The organism is Enterobacter cloacae complex sp. SHL020, assembly GCF_049236945.1.
GTDB classification, from domain to species: domain Bacteria; phylum Pseudomonadota; class Gammaproteobacteria; order Enterobacterales; family Enterobacteriaceae; genus Enterobacter; species Enterobacter dykesii.
Genome location: NZ_JBMKJF010000012.1, coordinates 1 through 19,888, shown reverse-complemented (window position 1 = coordinate 19,888; position 19,888 = coordinate 1). Strand labels below are relative to the sequence as shown.

17 protein-coding genes and 1 rRNA gene are annotated in these 19,888 nt (G+C 53.2%); 10 read left to right on the top strand and 8 right to left on the bottom strand.

The annotated features are described in order from the left end of the window. Positions 1–16 precede the first annotated feature (16 nt). Positions 17–1,441: an MFS transporter gene (locus tag ACOTZB_RS20690; RefSeq protein ID WP_421628421.1), complete on the top strand. Its 1,425-nt coding sequence runs from the start codon at positions 17–19 to the stop codon at positions 1,439–1,441. A gap of 74 nt (positions 1,442–1,515) precedes the next feature. Further along, the gene (gene ompL, locus ACOTZB_RS20685; RefSeq protein ID WP_337281667.1) at positions 1,516–2,202 is read left to right on the top strand and encodes a porin OmpL; all 687 of its coding nucleotides are present in this window, start codon (positions 1,516–1,518) and stop codon (positions 2,200–2,202) included. A 63-nt stretch (positions 2,203–2,265) separates the two neighbouring features. Here the strand turns inward: ompL and typA are convergent, their stop codons facing one another. Continuing rightward, positions 2,266–4,089: a ribosome-dependent GTPase TypA gene (gene typA / locus ACOTZB_RS20680; protein ID WP_023331638.1), complete on the bottom strand. Its 1,824-nt coding sequence runs from the start codon at positions 4,087–4,089 to the stop codon at positions 2,266–2,268. Between the two features lie 378 nt (positions 4,090–4,467). Here typA and glnA point away from each other — a divergent pair, with 378 nt between their 5' ends. The 4 genes from glnA to ACOTZB_RS20660 all read left to right on the top strand — a co-directional run bounded on the left by glnA (position 4,468) and on the right by ACOTZB_RS20660 (position 8,744). Then, positions 4,468–5,877 carry a glutamate--ammonia ligase gene (gene glnA, locus ACOTZB_RS20675; protein ID WP_023309763.1) on the top strand — a complete coding sequence of 470 codons (1,410 nt, stop codon included), beginning with the start codon at positions 4,468–4,470 and terminating at the stop codon, positions 5,875–5,877. A gap of 171 nt (positions 5,878–6,048) precedes the next feature. Continuing rightward, a complete protein-coding gene (gene glnL, locus ACOTZB_RS20670) occupies positions 6,049–7,098 on the top strand; it encodes a nitrogen regulation protein NR(II) (RefSeq protein WP_047652977.1) in 1,050 nt (349 codons plus the stop codon). A gap of 11 nt (positions 7,099–7,109) precedes the next feature. Continuing rightward, positions 7,110–8,522, top strand: a complete 1,413-nt coding sequence (gene glnG / locus ACOTZB_RS20665) for a nitrogen regulation protein NR(I) (RefSeq protein WP_023309765.1) — start codon at positions 7,110–7,112, stop codon at positions 8,520–8,522. A gap of 111 nt (positions 8,523–8,633) precedes the next feature. Beyond that, positions 8,634–8,744 carry a YshB family small membrane protein gene (locus ACOTZB_RS20660; RefSeq protein ID WP_023333898.1) on the top strand — a complete coding sequence of 37 codons (111 nt, stop codon included), beginning with the start codon at positions 8,634–8,636 and terminating at the stop codon, positions 8,742–8,744. A 72-nt stretch (positions 8,745–8,816) separates the two neighbouring features. On the opposite strand, the gene hemN is transcribed toward ACOTZB_RS20660, so the two are convergent. Together hemN and yihI are read right to left on the bottom strand one after the other, a co-directional pair. Beyond that, positions 8,817–10,190: an oxygen-independent coproporphyrinogen III oxidase gene (gene hemN / locus ACOTZB_RS20655; RefSeq protein WP_033146971.1), complete on the bottom strand. Its 1,374-nt coding sequence runs from the start codon at positions 10,188–10,190 to the stop codon at positions 8,817–8,819. 188 nt (positions 10,191–10,378) lie between these two features. Continuing rightward, positions 10,379–10,894 carry a Der GTPase-activating protein YihI gene (gene yihI / locus ACOTZB_RS20650; RefSeq protein WP_023309767.1) on the bottom strand — a complete coding sequence of 172 codons (516 nt, stop codon included), beginning with the start codon at positions 10,892–10,894 and terminating at the stop codon, positions 10,379–10,381. A gap of 578 nt (positions 10,895–11,472) precedes the next feature. Here yihI and yihA point away from each other — a divergent pair. After that, positions 11,473–12,102 (top strand): ribosome biogenesis GTP-binding protein YihA/YsxC, encoded by a 630-nt coding sequence (gene yihA / locus ACOTZB_RS20645; RefSeq protein WP_047174088.1) that lies wholly within the window; start codon positions 11,473–11,475, stop codon positions 12,100–12,102. 311 nt (positions 12,103–12,413) lie between these two features. Here yihA and polA read toward each other — a convergent pair whose 3' ends face one another. Next, positions 12,414–15,206: a DNA polymerase I gene (gene polA / locus ACOTZB_RS20640; RefSeq protein WP_182931346.1), complete on the bottom strand. Its 2,793-nt coding sequence runs from the start codon at positions 15,204–15,206 to the stop codon at positions 12,414–12,416. A gap of 440 nt (positions 15,207–15,646) precedes the next feature. Here polA and ACOTZB_RS20635 point away from each other — a divergent pair, with 440 nt between their 5' ends. Further along, positions 15,647–16,555, top strand: coding sequence for an acyltransferase (locus ACOTZB_RS20635; RefSeq protein ID WP_421628420.1), 909 nt, complete (start codon positions 15,647–15,649; stop codon positions 16,553–16,555). A 23-nt stretch (positions 16,556–16,578) separates the two neighbouring features. On the opposite strand, the gene dsbA is transcribed toward ACOTZB_RS20635, so the two are convergent. The 3 genes from dsbA to ACOTZB_RS20620 form a co-directional block, all read right to left on the bottom strand. After that, complete coding sequence (gene dsbA / locus ACOTZB_RS20630; RefSeq protein ID WP_033146975.1) at positions 16,579–17,202, bottom strand: thiol:disulfide interchange protein DsbA; 624 nt, start codon at positions 17,200–17,202, stop codon at positions 16,579–16,581. Positions 17,203–17,229: 27 nt separating this feature from the next. Continuing rightward, a complete protein-coding gene (locus tag ACOTZB_RS20625; protein ID WP_421628419.1) occupies positions 17,230–18,216 on the bottom strand; it encodes a serine/threonine protein kinase in 987 nt (328 codons plus the stop codon). Between the two features lie 75 nt (positions 18,217–18,291). Next, positions 18,292–18,561, bottom strand: coding sequence for a YihD family protein (locus ACOTZB_RS20620; RefSeq protein ID WP_008501866.1), 270 nt, complete (start codon positions 18,559–18,561; stop codon positions 18,292–18,294). Between the two features lie 68 nt (positions 18,562–18,629). On the opposite strand from ACOTZB_RS20620, the gene mobA reads away from it, so the two are divergent. Both mobA and mobB read left to right on the top strand, forming a co-directional pair. After that, complete coding sequence (gene mobA / locus ACOTZB_RS20615; protein WP_421628418.1) at positions 18,630–19,214, top strand: molybdenum cofactor guanylyltransferase MobA; 585 nt, start codon at positions 18,630–18,632, stop codon at positions 19,212–19,214. Further along, positions 19,211–19,714, top strand: a complete 504-nt coding sequence (gene mobB, locus ACOTZB_RS20610; RefSeq protein ID WP_421628417.1) for a molybdopterin-guanine dinucleotide biosynthesis protein MobB — start codon at positions 19,211–19,213, stop codon at positions 19,712–19,714. The genes mobA and mobB overlap by 4 nt, the downstream gene beginning before the upstream one ends. A 99-nt stretch (positions 19,715–19,813) precedes the next feature. On the opposite strand, the gene rrf is transcribed toward mobB, so the two are convergent. Further along, positions 19,814–19,888 (bottom strand): 5S ribosomal RNA (rrf, locus tag ACOTZB_RS20605); the annotation flags it as partial.

Here is a 19,888-nt window from a genome sequence, read left to right as displayed (position 1 = left end):
GCTCTGGGGATCGACCATGACGCATAATAGTGATCCGTTAACCCTGAAATTGAGCCTGCGAGAGAAGTGCGCCTACGGGATGGGCGATTTTGGCTCGAACCTGATGCTCTGTATTGGCACGCTGTATCTACTAAAGTTTTACACCGATGAGCTGGGCATGCCGGCGTTCTATGGCGGCATTATTTTCCTGGTGGCTAAGTTCTTTACCGCGTTGACCGACATGCTGACCGGCGTGCTGCTCGACTCCCGGCGTAATATCGGCCCGAGGGGGAAGTTTCGGCCATTCATTCTTTATGCCTCCGTCCCGGTGGCGCTGGTCGCCACGGCGCAGTTTATGGCCAACGACTTTAGCCTGACGGTGAAAACGGCCCTCGCCACCGTGCTCTTCATGATGTTCGGCCTTTGCTATAGCCTGATGAACTGCGCCTACGGTGCAATGGTGCCAGCCATCACCAAAAACCCGAACGAGCGCGCGCAGCTTGCGGCGTGGCGCCAGGGTGGCGCAACGGTCGGACTGCTGCTCTGCACCGTCGGCTTTATGCCTATACAGGCGATGTTTGTCAGCCAGCCTTCCCTCGGCTATCTGGTGGCCGCGCTGGTGTTCGTCACCGGCGGCCTGTTCTGCATGTGGTGGTGCTACAGCGGAGTGAAAGAACGCTACGTGGAGCTCACGCCCGACCACCATAAGCCCGGCATGTTGAAATCGTTCTGCGCGATTTTCCGCAATCCGCCGCTGCTGGTGCTGTGTATCGCCAACCTGTGTACCCTCGCCGCCTTCAACATCAAGCTGGCGATTCAGGTCTATTACACCCAGTACGTGCTGAACGATCTGCACCTGCTGTCGTGGATGGGATTTTTCAGCATGGGCTGCATTCTGGTTGGCGTGTTTTTGGTGCCCGGCGCGGTTAAGCGTTTTGGCAAGAAGCCGGTTTATCTCGGCGGTCTGGCGCTGTGGGCGGTGGGCGACGTGCTGAACTTATTCTGGGGGACCAGCTCCCTGCTGTTCGTGCTGTTTTCCTGCATGGCCTTTTTCGGCACGGCGTTTGTTAACAGCCTCAACTGGGCGCTGGTGCCGGACACCGTCGATTACGGCGAGTGGAAAACCGGCATCCGCGCCGAAGGGTCGGTTTACACCGGCTATACCTTCTCGCGCAAAATCTCCGCCGCGCTCGCCGGTTTCCTGCCCGGCATCATGCTGACCCAGATTGGCTACGTTCCCCATGCGGTGCAGAGCGCGGGCACGCTGCTTGGCCTACGTCAGCTGATTTTCCTGTGGCCGTGCGGCCTGGCGATTGTCGCTGCCGTGACCATGGGGCTGTTTTATAAACTCAACGAAGCGCGCTTCGCCTTTATTATCGAGGAGATTGGAAAACGGAAAAAACAAACCGCGAATACCCCTGAGATAACCACCAACAATAAAGCGTCAGCAGTCACTTTATAACTATAAATCCGGCCACTATGTCCTTCCTGTTTATCAGGAGGGAGGCCTTTCTGTACCTGATACATGGACAAATTATGAAAAGAATCATCACTGTACTGATCGTGTCGTCTGTGTCCTGCCCGGTATTTGCCGGGGCCTATGTCGAAACACGTGAAGCCTACAATACGGCTTCTGAGCTGCACGAGGTGATCCTGCGTGCGGGCTATAACTTCGATATGGGCGCGGGGCTGATGTTTACCAACGCCTATAACGTGGGCAAATGGGATGAGCTTAAGCACAGCTATAACGAGATAGAGGGGTGGTATCCGCTCTTTAAACCGACCGATAAACTCACCTTCCAGCCCGGTGGGTTAATCAACGACAGCAGCGCGGGGTCAGGCGGCGCGGTTTATTTAGATACCAACTACAAATTTACGGACGGGTTCAACCTGACGTTCCGCTATCGCTATAACCATAACAATTACGATACGCCGGACTATAACGGGCAGATGGATAAAAACGACACGCACGAGTTTGCCAACTACTGGAATTTCAAAGTGACGGATGCGTTTTTCTACACCTTTGAACCGCACTTTTTCCAGCGGGTGAATGATTACCACAGTAAAAATGGTAAAGACCATCACTGGGAAATAACCAATAAGTTTATCTATAAGATCGACAGAAACTGGCTGCCGTACCTCGAACTACAGTGGCTGGACAGATGGAATGATTACAACCGTGAGCAGTACCGGATTCGGTTGGGGTTACGGTATTCGTTCTAATAAAAAAGCCGCTGATCTCTCAGCGGCTTTTTACATACAGGACAGCGTTAACGCTAACCTGTATTAGTCTTCTTTCGCACCGCGCATAGCACGTTTACGATCGTTCTCGGTCAGGTGACGTTTACGGATACGAATTGACTGTGGAGTCACTTCTACCAGTTCGTCATCATCGATGAATTCCAGAGCCTGCTCCAGAGTCATCTTGATCGGTGGAACCAGAACCGTTGCTTCGTCAGTACCGGACGCACGCATGTTGGTCAGTTTCTTACCGGTCAGGCAGTTTACGGTCAGGTCGTTAGAACGACTGTGAATACCGATGATCTGGCCTTCGTAAACTTCAGCACCGTGACCCAGGAACAGCTTACCGCGATCCTGCAGACCGAACAGCGCAAACGCAACCGCTTTACCCTGACCGTTGGAGATCAGCACGCCGTTGTTACGCTGGCCCACTTCGCCCGGACGCACGTCGTCGTAGTGGCTGAAGGTGGAGTACAGCAGACCGGTACCGGAGGTCATGGTCATGAACTCTGAACGGAAGCCGATCAGACCACGGCTTGGGATCACGTAGTCGAGACGTACGCGGCCTTTGCCATCTGGATTCATGTTTTTCAGGTCGCCTTTACGCTCACCCAGAGCCTGCATCACAGAACCCTGGTGCTGCTCTTCAACGTCCAGCGTTACGTTTTCGAACGGCTCTTGTTTACGGCCGTCGATTTCGCGGAAGATTACTTTCGGACGGGAGACCGCCATTTCGAAACCTTCACGACGCATGTTTTCGATCAGAACAGACAGGTGCAGCTCACCACGACCAGAAACGCGGAATGCATCAGCGTCTTCGGTTTCTTCAACGCGCAGCGCAACGTTGTGCACCAGCTCTTTGTTCAGGCGGTCAAGGATCTGACGAGAGGTAACGAACTTACCTTCTTTACCACAGAACGGAGAGGTGTTGACGTTGAAGAACATGGATACGGTTGGTTCATCAACGGACAGGGCTGGCAGCGCTTCGACGTTCTGCGGATCGCAGATGGTGTCGGAGATGTTCAGTTCACCCAGACCGGTGATAGCGATGATGTCGCCCGCTTCAGCGATGTCGCTCTCGATACGCTCAAGACCCAGGTGAGTCAGTACTTTACCAACTTTACCGTTACGGGTTTTGCCTTCGCTATCGATGATAGTGACCTGCTGGTTCGGCTTCACTTTACCGCGCTTGATACGACCAATGCCGATTACGCCAACGTAGTTGTTGTAGTCGAGCTGAGAGATCTGCATCTGCAGGGTGCCGTCGAGATCGACGTTTGGTGCAGGAACACGGTCAACAATCGCCTGATACAGCGGGGTCATGTCTTCAGCCATGTCTTCGTGGTCCAGACCTGCGATACCGTTCAGCGCAGAGGCGTAAACGATAGGGAAGTCCAGCTGCTCGTCGGTCGCGTCGAGGTTAACGAACAGGTCGAAGACCTGGTCAACAACCCAGTCAGGACGCGCGCCAGGGCGGTCAACTTTGTTGATAACAACGATTGGCTTCAGACCATGGGCAAAAGCTTTTTTGGTCACGAAGCGCGTCTGTGGCATTGGGCCATCCATTGCGTCAACGACCAGCAGAACGGAGTCTACCATGGACATTACACGTTCAACTTCACCACCGAAGTCGGCGTGCCCTGGGGTATCAACGATGTTGATACGGTAGTCATTCCATTTAATCGCGGTGTTTTTCGCGAGGATGGTAATCCCACGCTCTTTCTCCAAATCGTTGGAGTCCATCACGCGTTCTTGGGTTTCGGCACGCGCATCAAACGTACCGGATTGCTGCAGCAGCTTATCGACCAGGGTAGTTTTACCATGGTCAACGTGCGCGATGATGGCGATGTTACGCAAATTTTCGATCACAACTTTGCCTCAGGCATTTAGAAATAGCGCGTTATTGTACACGGATTAATCGCACTACAAAACAGGATCACAAACATCCCCCGCAAACAAGTATTGCAGAGATGCTTTGTGATGGCTTTCACGGAGCGGTAAAAGGGCACTTTAACGTAAATTGCACCAATATGGTGCTCAATGTTCACATTGAAGCACTATACTGGTGCAACAAATCCATTGTGGTGCAGCCCTTTTGCACTATGGTGCGCATGATAACGCCTTTTTAGGGTGATTTAAAAGTTGGCACAGATTTCGCTTTATAAAAAATACATGGCACCAGCCAGTACAAACAGAAATTGAAGACCTCGTTACCACGACGACAATGACCAATCTGGAGAGTTAAGTATGTCCGCTGAACACGTTTTGACGATGCTGAACGAACATGAAGTGAAGTTTGTTGATCTGCGCTTCACCGATACCAAAGGTAAAGAACAGCACGTCACAATCCCTGCTCATCAGGTGAACGCCGAATTCTTTGAAGAAGGCAAAATGTTTGACGGCTCCTCCATTGGTGGCTGGAAAGGCATTAACGAATCCGACATGGTTCTGATGCCAGATGCGACCACTGCGGTCATTGATCCGTTCTTCGAAGAACCAACCCTGATCATCCGTTGCGACATCCTCGAGCCAGGCACGTTGCAGGGCTACGACCGCGACCCACGTTCTATCGCGAAACGTGCTGAAGAGTACCTGCGTTCTACCGGCATCGCAGACACCGTTCTGTTCGGGCCAGAGCCAGAATTCTTCCTGTTCGATGACATCCGTTTCGGTGCCTCTATTTCTGGCTCCCACGTGGCTATCGACGACATCGAAGGTGCATGGAACTCCTCTACCAAATACGAAGGCGGTAACAAAGGTCACCGTCCTGGCGTGAAAGGCGGTTACTTCCCGGTTCCTCCGGTCGACTCTGCACAGGACATCCGTTCCACCATGTGTCTGGTGATGGAAGAGATGGGTCTGGTTGTTGAAGCTCACCACCACGAAGTGGCGACTGCTGGTCAGAACGAAGTGGCTACCCGCTTCAACACCATGACCAAAAAAGCAGACGAAATTCAGATCTACAAATACGTTGTGCACAACGTTGCGCACCGTTTCGGTAAAACCGCGACCTTCATGCCAAAACCAATGTTTGGCGATAACGGTTCCGGTATGCACTGCCACATGTCTCTGTCCAAGAACGGTACCAACCTGTTCTCTGGCGACAAATATGCCGGTCTGTCCGAGCAGGCGCTGTATTACATCGGTGGTGTTATCAAACACGCTAAAGCGATCAACGCCCTGGCGAACCCAACCACGAACTCCTACAAGCGTCTGGTCCCGGGCTACGAAGCGCCAGTGATGCTGGCCTACTCTGCACGTAACCGTTCTGCTTCTATCCGTATCCCGGTGGTGGCTTCTCCTAAAGCGCGTCGTATCGAAGTGCGCTTCCCGGACCCAGCGGCTAACCCATACCTGTGCTTCGCAGCACTGCTGATGGCCGGTCTGGACGGTATCAAGAACAAGATCCACCCGGGCGAAGCGATGGACAAAAACCTGTACGACCTGCCGCCAGAAGAAGCGAAAGAGATCCCACAGGTTGCTGGCTCTCTGGAAGAAGCCCTGCAGGCGCTGGACGCAGACCGCGAGTTCCTGACTGCAGGTGGCGTATTCACTGACGACGCTATCGATGCTTACATCGCCCTGCGTATGGAAGAGAACGACCGCGTGCGTATGACTCCACACCCGGTTGAGTTCGAGCTGTACTACAGCGTTTAATTAAAGTTGTTTTACCCGGCGCGATAAGCGCCGGGGGTAGTTGCCGTGGAAACTTTTAGCCCATCTCCGGATGGGCTTTTTTCTCCACCAACAACCTGATCTCACGCGCTTTTTACGCCGAAAACGCTATACTGCACTAAATTAGTGCAAACGACTCCAGGAGACTGCTGAATGGCAACTGGCACGCTGCCCGATGCTGGGCAGATCCTCAATTCTTTGATTAACAGCATTTTGCTGGTCGATGACGAGCTGGCCGTTCATTACGCCAACCCGGCCGCGCAGCAGCTGCTCGCCCAAAGCGCACGTAAACTGTTCGGCACCCCGCTTCCTGAACTCCTGAGCTATTTTTCGCTGAATATTGGCCTGATGCAGGAGAGTTTGCAGGCTGGCCAGGGGTTTACCGATAACGAAGTCACGCTGGTGATCGACGGGCGCTCGCACATTCTGTCGCTAACCGCGCAACGTCTTCCCGAAGGCCTGATCCTGCTGGAAATGGCACCGATGGATAATCAGCGTCGACTGAGCCAGGAGCAGCTTCAGCATGCGCAGCAAATTGCCGCCCGTGACCTGGTGCGCGGTCTGGCACATGAAATCAAAAACCCGCTGGGTGGATTACGCGGCGCGGCGCAGCTGCTGACCAAGGCGCTGCCCGATCCCGCGCTGGCGGAGTATACCAATGTCATCATTGAGCAGGCGGACCGTCTGCGGAATCTGGTAGACCGTCTTCTCGGTCCGCAGCAGCCGGGAATGCACGTCACGGAAAGCATCCATAAAGTGGCTGAGCGGGTGGTGAAGCTCGTCTCAATGGAGCTGCCGGAGAACATCACGCTGGTACGTGATTACGACCCAAGCCTGCCGGAACTGGCCCATGACCCGGACCAGATTGAGCAGGTCCTGTTGAATATTGTGCGTAATGCCCTGCAGGCGCTGGGGCCTGAAGGCGGCGAGATTATTTTACGCACCCGCACCGCCTTTCAGCTCACGTTACACGGCGTGCGCTACCGGCTGGCGGCCCGAATCGACGTTGAGGATAACGGGCCCGGCATTCCATCGCATCTGCAGGACACCCTGTTCTACCCGATGGTAAGCGGTCGCGAAGGCGGAACCGGCCTGGGCCTATCCATTGCCCGCAGTTTGATCGATCAACACTCCGGGAAAATTGAATTTACCAGTTGGCCGGGACATACCGAGTTTTCGGTTTTCCTGCCGATTAAAAAATAAAGGTGACGTTTATGCAACGAGGGATAGTCTGGGTAGTCGATGACGATAGCTCCATCCGTTGGGTGCTTGAACGCGCGCTCACAGGGGCAGGATTAAGCTGCACGACGTTTGAGAGCGGCAGCGAAGTGCTCGACGCACTCACCACCAAAACGCCAGACGTTCTGCTTTCGGATATTCGTATGCCGGGCATGGACGGGCTGGCGCTGTTAAAGCAGATCAAACAACGCCACCCTATGCTTCCGGTCATCATAATGACCGCGCACTCCGATCTGGATGCCGCAGTGAGCGCCTATCAGCAAGGGGCGTTCGATTACCTGCCCAAACCCTTTGATATCGACGAAGCGGTGGCGCTGGTTGAGCGCGCGATTAGCCATTATCAGGAGCAGCAACAGCCGCGCCACGCGCCCGATTTTGGGCCAACGACAGACATCATCGGCGAAGCGCCGGCGATGCAGGACGTGTTTCGCATTATCGGGCGTCTGTCGCGTTCGTCCATCAGCGTATTGATTAACGGTGAGTCGGGAACCGGTAAAGAGCTTGTGGCGCATGCATTGCACCGCCACAGCCCGCGGGCAAAAGCGCCGTTCATCGCCCTGAATATGGCGGCGATCCCGAAGGATTTGATTGAGTCCGAACTGTTCGGCCATGAAAAAGGGGCATTTACCGGCGCCAATACCATTCGCCAGGGGCGGTTTGAACAGGCTGACGGCGGTACGCTGTTCCTGGATGAGATCGGCGATATGCCGCTGGATGTGCAGACACGCCTGCTGCGCGTGCTGGCCGACGGGCAGTTTTATCGCGTGGGCGGCTATGCGCCGGTGAAGGTGGACGTGCGTATTATCGCCGCGACCCACCAGAACCTGGAGCAACGCGTGCAGGAAGGAAAATTCCGTGAGGATTTATTCCACCGTCTGAACGTCATCCGCGTTCATCTGCCGCCGCTGCGTGAGCGTCGGGAAGATATTCCCCGCCTGGCACGCCATTTCCTGCAGGTAGCCGCTCGTGAGCTGGGTGTGGAGGCCAAGCAGCTTCACCCGGAAACCGATGCCGCTCTGACGCGTCTGGCGTGGCCGGGCAACGTGCGTCAGCTGGAAAACACCTGCCGCTGGTTAACCGTGATGGCCGCCGGGCAGGAAGTGCTGATTCAGGACTTACCGGCCGAGCTGTTTGAAGCGACCGCGCCTGAAAGCAGTACCGGGCACGCGCTGCCGGACAGCTGGGCGACGCTGCTGGCGCAGTGGGCCGACCGCGCGCTGCGTTCCGGTCATCAAAACCTGCTGTCTGAAGCTCAGCCAGAGATGGAGCGTACGCTGTTAACTACCGCGCTTCGTCATACGCAGGGTCATAAGCAGGAAGCTGCTCGCCTTCTGGGATGGGGACGTAATACCCTTACGCGCAAGCTTAAAGAGCTGGGAATGGAGTGATCGTACGCCGCTGTGTAAAGGCTATTAATTGAGCGCAAATTGCCGTTATTTTGCGCTTTACTGTTCCGATGAGTTTTGTATGATCGTGCCCGGAAATTGGGGGTGAACATCATGCTGGAAACAATCGTGAATATGCTCTCTAGCGGAGCCGCTGAAAGCCACACGCCACAAACAGCCGTTGCGGCTATGTTGTGTGCGGCGCTGGTTGGGCTGTTTAGCTAGCGAGTTGAACGTAAAAGCCGGGTGGCGGCTTCGCCTTACCCGGCCTACGTTTAGTGCTTTTGGCAATGCGCCTTAAATCACCCGCGAGAACTGCTGCAGTCGCGCTTTCTGACGCAGATACGCGTCAAAGCACATGCAGATATTACGGATCAACAGACGCCCTTTCGGCGTGACCTCAATCGCGTTCTCCGACACATCCACCAGCCCGTCTTTCGCCAGCGGTGCAATCAGCTTCAGGTCTTCCGCAAAATAATCGCTGAAGTGCAGATCCCACTGCGACTCAACGTCGCTGAAATCGAGACGGAAGTTGCAGATTAGCGCCTTAATCACATCGCGCCGGATGCAGTCGTCGCGCGTTAACGCGATGCCTCGCCACAGCGCGTTGCCCGTTTCATCAACCTGCTGATAGTAAAGCTTCAGCTCTTTCTGATTCTGCGCGTAACAGTCACCAATCATGCTGATAGCAGAGACGCCCATCCCCAGCAAATCGGTATCGCCCTGGGTTGTGTAGCCCTGGAAGTTACGGTGCAGAACGCCTTCACGCTGAGCAATCGCTAGCTCGTCATCCGGACGAGCAAAGTGATCCATCCCGATAAACTGATAGCCGGTTTCGGTCAGCGAGGTAATGGTTTCCTGCAGAATATCCAGCTTCTGCTGGGCAGAAGGAAGATCGGCATCTTTTATTTTGCGCTGAGCGGCAAAGAGCGTCGGCAGATGCGCATAGTTAAAGACGCTCAGGCGGTCCGGGTTGAGTTCGGCCACGCGCTTCAGGGTGAAGGCGAAGCTTTCCGGCGTCTGCTTTGGCAGGCCGTATATCAGGTCAATATTGGTCGAGGTGAAACCAATCTCACGCGCGTGATTGAGTAAGGCAAAGATAAATTCTTCGTCCTGCTCGCGGTTCACCAGACGCTGAACCTCTTTATTGAAATCCTGCACGCCCATGCTCAGACGATTGAAGCCTTCGGCGCGTAAGTGATCCAGTACATCCAGCTCAATTTCACGCGGATCGACTTCGATCGAGATTTCAGCGTCGGCGTTAAAACTGAAATTGCCGCGCAGCAGGGTCATCAGGCGGCTTATTTGCGCTTTATTTAGATAGGTTGGCGTACCGCCGCCCCAGTGAAGCTGGCTGACGTGACGGCCAGCAAACAGCGGCGCGCGATGCACAATTTCTTGTTCGAGCGCATCAAGATACTGGTCGGCTTTGTGCTGCTGACGGGTAACGATTTTATTGCACCCGCAGAAGTAGCAGAGCTTGTGGCAGAACGGAATATGGACGTAGAGCGACAGCGGACGCTCAGGATAGCGCGCGACAGCCTGCTGGAAATCAGCCTCGCCGAAGGCATCGGAGAACTCCAGCGCGGTGGGGTATGACGTATAACGCGGCCCGGAATAGTTATATTTCTGGATTAGGGCCAAATCCCAGTCGATAGTTGGTGCTGACATGCTCACTCCTTCCGTTGGTGTCGCGTTCGTATACGGCGGCCCGTTCTGACCCCATTGCGGGCCATCATTCGGGTGCGCAGCCACTTCTGTCGCCGCGACAACCGCCGTAGTTTAACGAATAACCACACCAGATAACATATAACCGGAAGGGTTATAAGCAGGACTATCGTGCCTGCCGGGTGCAAATGTTAGTTTCCACCCTTCAGAAGACGCATCATATCTTCCTGCTTCTCGTCTTCTTCTTCATCTTCGTCATCGTCGTATGACAGGCCCAGCTTCTGCATCAGTTCATCGATACGATCCAGTTTGGCATCCACCCATGACTGCTCTTCAGCGGTCAGGGTTTCACCCTCTTCAAGACGTTCCAGCAGCGCGTCCAGGCGCTCATCGTTCTCCAGCAAATCCAGCTCAGCCTGCGGTGAAAGCATAGGTTTCTCGCTCTTTGGTTTGTGCTGCTTAGTGACCGGGGTGTCTGTCACGCCCAGTGGAATGGGAGTTTTACTGCCGATACGAGGGTCTTTCTGCTGTTTGCCTTTTGCAGAAGCACCCGCTGCACCACCACCGTTGGCACGGCTACCCGCAGCATGACCGCGATGTTTTTTATCGCGTTTGCGATCGCGCGCTTCCTGGTTCAGTTCTTCGCGCGTTTTGCGGCGTGCTTTTACAGGGCGTTTCGCGCCTGCAGCGGAGGTTGGTTTTTTCATGATGTTTTATCTTTAAGTCGTTTTCTTCAGTATAGAATTGCGGCGAAATCTAGCAGAAAGCAAGCAAAGAAAAAAGGCGACAGAGCAATCTGTCGCCTTTTTTCCTGACTCACAACCCTTAGCGGGTCAGACATTCCGTGTTTGCCAACAACAAACCCTGTTTATCCCTTGGCTAATACCGTCCGTGATACGGTTCCATTTCCTGTAAAAAACGCCTCCAGGCGCTGGTCATCCTGACAATCCTGCGTCTTCGCCTCCTGGCGCTCCTGACCCTCATCCTTAAGTCGATTTCCTGTTGGCTTCCTCGCCCTGACGCACACTTTACCTTGTTCAGTTAAACTAACAAGCAACGAAACGGTACAGAAAGGGATTTTCAGATAATTACCTGGAAATAAGCTTATGATTTAAAACAGTTTGAATTTTTTTACGCCTGCGAATTCTCTGAAATCTCGCATAGCATTACTGGCCGATCTCTCACACCGGTTGTGGCATTCGACTACTGCTCATAGCAATCAGAAAAGCCTTTTGCCTGCATTCGGGTATAATCCCCTTCAGATTACGATTTTGGAGACGACCACGTGACTACCTGGAACTACCAACAGACGCATTTTGTCACCAGTGCGCCCGATATTCGCCACCTTCCTTCTGATACCGGTATTGAAGTGGCATTTGCTGGCCGCTCCAATGCGGGGAAATCCAGCGCCCTGAATACGCTGACCAATCAGAAGAGCCTGGCGCGCACCTCAAAAACACCTGGCCGTACCCAGCTGATCAACCTGTTTGAAGTCGCAGAGGGCAAACGCCTGGTCGACTTACCGGGCTACGGTTACGCGCAGGTACCGGAAGAGATGAAAATCAAGTGGCAGCGTGCGCTGGGTGAATACCTGGAAAAACGCATGTGCCTGAAAGGCCTGGTGGTGCTGATGGATATTCGTCATCCCCTGAAAGATCTGGATCAGCAGATGATCGACTGGGCTGTAGCAAGCGATATCGCCGTGCTGGTGCTGCTGACGAAAGCCGATAAGCTGGCGAGCGGCGCGCGCAAAGCGCAGGTGAATATGGTTCGCGAAGCGGTGCTGGCGTTCAACGGTGATGTGCAGGTTGAGCCATTCTCCTCGCTGAAAAAGCAGGGCGTGGACAAGCTGCGTCAGAAACTCGACGCCTGGTTTAGCGAGCTGGAACCCGCGACAGAAGCGGAAGAAGAGTAATACCGAGCGCGGCGATAGCCGCGTTTTTTTTGCCTGAATTTTTCTTTGCCGCAATAAAAAACGCCCCAGTCATTACTGACTGGGGCGGCTAAAATATTCAGCCAAATCCGATTACGTGAAGTAAAAGGTCTGAAAGATAGAACATCTTACCTCTGTACCCTACGCCGACAACTCTACCCCTTTTTGTGCTGCAGAAAAAGCACTTTTTGTAGTTTTTTTTCATTCTTTACATAGGGAATTCTAATGATTGTCACAAAACGCGCGTTGTTATGTTGCAAACTTACATAAAAGGCGCGTTATGCGAAGAACCGTTAGTGAGCCTGATCCCAGTTTTCGCCACTTCCCACTTCCACCAGCAACGGCACGTCGAGCGTCATGCTGCTTTCCATCAGTTCGTGGATCTTCTTCGACACGGCGTCGAGGTCGTCTTTGTGCACTTCAAATACCAGTTCATCGTGTACCTGCATGATCATTTTCACGCGAGGCTTCTCTTTTTCCAGCCAGGCATCAACGGCGATCATTGCACGCTTAATAATGTCCGCCGCGGTACCCTGCATCGGGGCGTTGATCGCCGCACGCTCTGCGCCAGCACGACGCGCCGCGTTGCTGGATTTGATGTCCGGTAAGTAGAGACGGCGGCCATCCAGGGTTTCGACGTAACCTTTTTCCTTCGCCTGCGCGCGGGTGCGTTCCATATATTCCAGCACGCCCGGATAACGCTCGAAGTAGAGATCCATATACTTCTGCGACTCTTTGCGCGGAATGTTGAGCTGGCGCGAAAGACCAAATGCACTCATGCCGTAAATCAGACCGAAGTTGATCGCCTTAGCGCTGCGGCGCTGCTCGTTGGTCACGCTGTCCAGCGGCAAGCCGAAGACTTCCGCCGCGGTTGCCCGGTGGATATCTTTCCCTTCGGCAAACGCGGTCAGCAGGCCTTTGTCGCGGGACAGATGCGCCATAATGCGCAGTTCGATTTGCGAGTAGTCAGCAGAGACAATCAGATAATCCTCTGGTGCGATGAAAGCCTGGCGAATACGGCGGCCTTCTTCGTTACGTACCGGGATGTTCTGCAGGTTGGGATCGGTCGACGAGAGACGACCGGTCGCCGCAACAGCCTGATGGTACGACGTATGCACACGACCCGTTTTCGGGTTGATCATCAGCGGGAGCTTGTCGGTGTAGGTAGACTTCAGCTTCGCCAGACCGCGGTACTGCAGAATCACTTTTGGCAGCGGGTAATCCAGAGCCAGCTCTTCCAGCACCTCTTCCGAGGTTGAAGGCGCACCGCCCGGAGTTTTCTTCAGCGGCTTGATGCCCTGCTTTTCAAACAGGATGGTCTGCAGCTGCTTCGGCGAAGAGAGGTTAAACGGCTCGCCTGCAAGTTCATGCGCTTTTTGCTCGAGCTCGGTCAGACGCTGCGCCAGCTCCCCGGAGTGGTTATGCAGCACCGTTGGGTCGATTTTCACGCCGTTGCGTTCAATGCGAGACAGCACGGGCACCAGCGGCATCTCGATATGCTGGAACACGTTCAGTGGACCTTCATGCTTCTGCAGTTTTGGCCACATCTTCAGGTGCAGCTGCAACGTGACATCTGCGTCTTCCGCCGCGTAGCGCCCCGCTTCTTCCAGAGCAATCTGGTTAAAGGTGAGCTGATTTTTCCCTTTACCGGCAATCTCTTCAAAGGTGATCGTTTTGTGCTTGAGCCAGCGGTCAGATAAGGAATCCATATCATGGCGGCCCGCGACGCTGTCCAGAATGTAGGATTCAAGCATGGTGTCGAAGGCAATCCCGCGCAGTTCAATGCCGTAGTTTTGCAGAATGCCGCGGTCGTACTTGAGGTTTTGCCCAACCTTGAGCGCCTTTTCGTCTTCCAGGATCGGCTTTAGCAGTTCGAGCACGCGTTCACGGGAGATCTGCTCCGGCGCATCCAGGTAATCGTGCGCCACAGGAACGTAGGCGGCAATACCCGGCTCTGTCGCAAATGACAGGCCAACCATATTGGCAGAGATGTTATCGAGACTGTCAGTTTCGGTATCAAAAGCAAAGACCGGCGCCTTTTTCAGTTTATCGATCCAGGCGATCAGCCGTGACTCTTCAAGAATGGTTTCGTAGTTGTCGAAGGAAAGCGCCACGGCTTCTTCTTCCGCCTGCTCTTCTGCGTCAACGACGATCGTCTCCTTCGGCTTTGCAGCAGGTTTGGCCCCTTTCGCCTGCAGCCATTTACCGGCTTCCACGTCAGCGGTCCAGCGCTTGAATTCGTATTTCTTAAACAGGCTCAGCAGATCGTCAGCAGAAGGCTGTTGCACTTCAAGCTGCTCACAGCCCAGCTCCAGTTCGACATCGGTTTTGATTGTGGCCAGCTTATAAGAGAGATAAGCCACCTCTTTGTTCTCTTCCAGTTTTCCGGCCATGGTTTTTGCACCACGGAAGGAGAGCCCGGCGATTTTATCCGATTCCGCGTAGAGCGTGTCCAGACCACCCAGCCCCTGGAGCAGCGCCTGCGCGGTTTTTTCACCGACGCCAGGAACACCCGGGATGTTATCCGAGGAGTCGCCCATCAACGCGAGGAAGTCGATAATCAGCTCAGGCGGCACGCCGTACTTTGTGACCACTTCTTCTGGCCCCAGAATGGTGTTGGTCATGGTGTTAATCAGGGTGATGCCTGGCGTCACCAGCTGCGCCATATCTTTATCACCGGTGCTGATCAGCACAGGACGCCCCATCTTTTCTGCTTCACGCGCCAGCGTACCGATGACGTCATCGGCTTCTACGCCAGAGACGGCCAGCAGTGGCAGCCCCATCGCTTTTACCATGGTGTGCAGCGGCTCAATCTGCGCGCGCAGATCGTCAGGCATTGGCGGACGGTGAGATTTGTAATGCTCAAACAGCTCGTCGCGGAAAGTTTTACCTTTCGCATCAAAGACCACAGCCGCATGGGTTGGCTGATACTGAAGGATCAGGCTGCGCAGCATGTTCAGCACGCCGTACATTGCGCCGGTGGGTTCCCCTGCGCTATTGGTCAGAGGAGGAAACGCATGATATGCCCGATACAGGTAAGAAGAGCCATCGACGAGAATAAGAGGGTTTTCTGGGATCTGAACCATAATGTCCGTGCCTTTAATCAATTTATGGGTAAAGGATGCCACAGAAGGATGAAAACATCAGGTATTAGCGCCAGATACAGGAAAAGATTTTGCGATTGTGAGGATCGCTCGCAAAAATCAAACTGTGGATAAGTTTGTGTATATTTTCACTTCATATGAATAACAGACGTAAAAAATACATATGCATTAATTTTTAGATCTTAATTATCATGCTGTTATAGCATTAGATCTTATCTATATGGTCAACTGATGGCAATTTAGTCTATGTGGATATAAGCCTTGTTAAGCGCGCAATCACAGAGAAATCGTCTGCGACAGGGTAAAAGCGGCCAAATCATCACGTCAAAGCGCCATTAATTTGTCTGTTTTCTGGTAAAATCAGCGCCCGGCGTCGCATAGCCGACAGCTCACTTACAGCTAACTACCTGAAAAAGCTCATCATGCCGAGATTGCTCGCAGCAATAACATTACTGTTAAGCATCATTTTAACTATCCTGGTGACTGTCGCCTGCTCTGTGCCGATCATTATCGCCGGGATCGTTAAACTGCTGCTGCCTGTCCCTGTGGTGTGGCGAGCCGTGTCCGCATTTTGTAATTTCATGATGTACTGCTGGTGCGAAGGACTGGCGATCCTGCTGTGCCTGAATCCTCATCTGAAGTGGGATATCAATGGGCTGGAGAGTCTTAGCAAGAAGAACTGGTATCTGCTGATCTGCAATCACCACAGCTGGGCGGACATCGTGGTGTTATGCGTACTTTTTCGCAAACACATCCCGATGAACAAATATTTTCTGAAACAGCAGCTCGCCTGGGTGCCTTTTATCGGGCTGGCCTGCTGGGCACTTGATATGCCGTTTATGAAACGCTATTCGCGCAGCTATTTGATTCGTCATCCCGAGCGTCGCGGCAAAGATGTGGAGACCACGCGCCGTTCCTGCGAAAAGTTTCGCGCGCATCCTACGACCATCGTGAACTTTGTTGAAGGCTCCCGGTTTACGGAAGAGAAGCATCAACAAACTCGCTCCCCTTATCAGCATCTGCTGCCGCCAAAGGCTGCGGGTATTGCGATGGCGCTTAACGTGCTGGGAGCACAGTTCGATAAGCTCCTTAACGTCACGCTCTGCTATCCGGAAAACGATAAGACGCCGTTCTTCGATATGCTCAGCGGCAAACTGACGCGCATTGTTGTGCGTGTCGATCTGGTTCCGATAGATGCCGGGCTGCACGGTGATTACGTTAACGATAAGAATTTCAAGCGTCGTTTCCAGCAGTGGCTTAATACGCTCTGGAAAGAGAAAGACGAACAGATAGACAATATTAAATCTTCATACAAAAACGCCGGTCAGTGACCGGCGTTTTTACATCAATGAAATTACTTCTTCTCAACCAGGTATTTCACGGTATCAGCATACTGCTGTACGAAAATATCCATGCTGCTGGTGTCCATGCCCTGCATGTTCAGCTGGTATTTGCCGTTAACAAACATCGCCGGAACGCCCTGAAGCTGAAGGTCAGCAGCCGCTTTTTCCTGCTGAGCAACCAGAGATTTCACCACAAAGCTGTTCCATGCAGCGTCATACTCTTCACCTTTCACGCCGGCATCAACGAACACTTTACGAATATCCGCAGTAGTCTGAACGGTCTGGGTTTTCTGTACGGCTTCAAACATTGGCGCAGTGATCTTATCTTCCACGCCCAGTGCCATCGCAACCGCCCACGCCTGGGTCAGGTCTTTACCCAATGGGCCCAGGAACTCGACGTGGTACTTGGTCATTTTGGTGCCTTCTGGCAGCTTTTTCTTAACGTTGTCAGACACATGCAGAACCTGCTCGAACTGATAGCAGTGTGGGCAATAGAACGAGAAGAACTCCAGAACCTGTGGCTCGCCAGCGACCGGCTTGTCCAGCGTGATGAACTGTTTTCCGTCGGTAAACTGCGCAGCAGAAGCGCTAAATGCCAGAATCATACCTGCCAGCGCCAGCCAAATTTTTTTCATGATTAACTCTCTCCTGGGTGTGTCCAATTAATACATCGGCGTTAATTGCAGAGGGGGTTCCTGAAGAACCTTAACCTGCTCAGTAAATGTAGATATCTGGCTACGCCAGTAATCCTCTCCGGTAAGCCACGGGAAATTCCGGGGAAATGCGGGATCGTCCCAACGCCTGATTAACCATGCGAGATAATAAACAAAACGCATCGCACGTAAAGGCTCAATCAGGGCAATTTCGTCTGAATTAAACGGGCTAAATTCTTCATAAGCTTCAATAATGGTTTCAAGCTGCATGCGTTGCTCGGCTTTATCACCATTGAGCAGCATCCACAGGTCCTGAACCGCTGGCCCCATACGCGCATCATCGAGATCGACAAACAGCGGGCCATCACGCCAGAGGATATTTCCGGCATGGCAATCGCCATGCAGGCGCAGGACGGAAATATCGTCGCGCCAGAAGGTTTTAACAGCAGCAATGAGCTTATCGGTGGCGTTGAGGAAATCATCCTTTAACGCAGTGGGGATCATGGCAGACGTTTCGAATATTCCGCGTGGCTCAAGAAGGTATTCCTGAATCCCGATAGTCGGGCGGGCAATAAAGGCTTTTTTGCGTCCCGTCTGGTGTATGCGCCCAAGATAGCGGGCAACCCACTCCATCTGATCGATATTATCCGCTTCAAACTGGCGGCCACCCAGGCTCGGGAATACAGCGTAGTAAAACCCTTCGTGCGTGAGGAGCGTTTGGTTATTCAATTTTAGCGGTGCGGCAACGGGAACATCGTCATCCAGCAGATCGTGAGCAAACTGATGCTCTTCCTGAATTTGTTCTGCGGACCAGCGTTCAGGACGATAGAATTTTACGACGAAGCGCTGACGATCCTCATCCTGAAACTGATAGACGCGGTTTTCGTAGCTGTTTAACGGTGTTAGCCCGGAATCCACCCGAATACCCTGTTCAAACAGGGCATCCATAATGGTGTCCGGGTGTAATGTCTGGAAAGTAAAAGCCTGGTCGTTCATCCGATCATCCGGAAATTATACGAATGATTCAGGATATCATCTTGTGGCGATTTCGGTGCCGCCGCTTACAAGCTTTTACTCTTTAATTACGCCTCGGGCGCGCAGTAATGCGGTCTTAAAATCTTCCTCATAATCTTTTTGAATACCAGGAATAACAGCATCTTTGGCAGAGTCACGCATTTTAAGGTGATAGATCAGGATGTCGTCAGAAAGGTCTGCCAGATCGCCGTCAAAACCTGACTCTTTCGCCAGTTTCTGTAAAAATTGCATCAGATTTAGCTCTGGCTCTTTTTGCCAGGCGGGCTGGAGGAGTTCAATAACTTCATTCAGACGTTTACATTTCATGGTGGTGCTCCTTTCATTTAGAGTGACACGTTAGCAGGGTCAATCCCACAATAAAAGAGGCGATATTCGTGAATCTTAGCCAGGAAATCATTGGGGTCGTTCTGGCAGGTGGCAGAGCGACGCGAATGGGGGGAAAAGATAAGGGGCTTCAACGCCTGAACGGCAAACCCTTATGGCAATGTGTCGCTGATACGCTCGCAGGCCAGGTGTCGACAATGGTCATCAGTGCTAACCGGCATATCGATACTTACCAGCTCAGCGGGTATGCCGTTTACCAGGATATCCTTGAGGATTACCCGGGACCGCTGGCCGGGATGCTTTCGGTCATGCAACAGTCTCACGGAGAGTGGTTCATCTTCTGTCCCTGCGATACCCCGTTTATTCCGTCCTGTCTTGTCGAGCGTTTGTTGCTGCTTCGCGGTACGGCTCCTGTGGTTTGGGTACATGACGGCGAGCGTGATCATCCTGCTATCGCAATGATGCGCCGTTCCCTAGCGCCAGCCCTGCAGTCCTATCTGGCTGCGGGAGAGCGCAGGGTGATGGCTTTTATGCGCGAGTCTGGCGGTCATCCCGTTGATTTTAGCGATTTAAAATCAGCTTTTGTGAATGTGAATACGCCTGACGATTTGCAGATGATGCAGGAGAAAAGATGATACCTGTTGTCGCCATTTCCGCCTGGAGTGGGACCGGAAAAACCACGCTGCTTAAAAAGCTCATTCCTGCGCTTTGTGCCAGAGGTATCCGTCCAGGATTGATTAAGCATAGCCATCACAACATGGATATCGATACGCCAGGAAAAGACAGCTATGAGCTGCGTAAGGCCGGAGCTGCGCAAACGATGGTAGCAAGTCCTCAGCGCTGGGCGTTGATGACAGAAACGCCGGATGAGGCGCCGCTGGACCTCGCTTATCTGGTCAGCCGTATGGATCACGCCACGCTGGATCTGGTGCTGGTTGAGGGATTTAAGCATGAGGCCGTGCCTAAGATCCTGCTGTTCAGAAGCGATGCCGGGCATGATTTCAGCGAATTAACGCTGGATGAGCATGTGATTGCGGTGGTCAGTGATGTTGTATTGCCGCTTGAAGTTCCGATGCTGGATTTAAATGATGTGGATGGGATTGCGGAGTTTATTGTGGAGTGGAGTGCCATCTGACTTACCGCGGGGCGGTTTCGCCCTACCCGGCCTACAAATTTCTGAGGTGCTTAAACGCAAAAAGGCCATCCTTGCGGATGGCCTCTTCACTTAATTGATGCCTGGCAGTTCCCTACTCTCACATGGGGAGACCCCACACTACCATCGGCGCTACGGCGTTTCACTTCTGAGTTC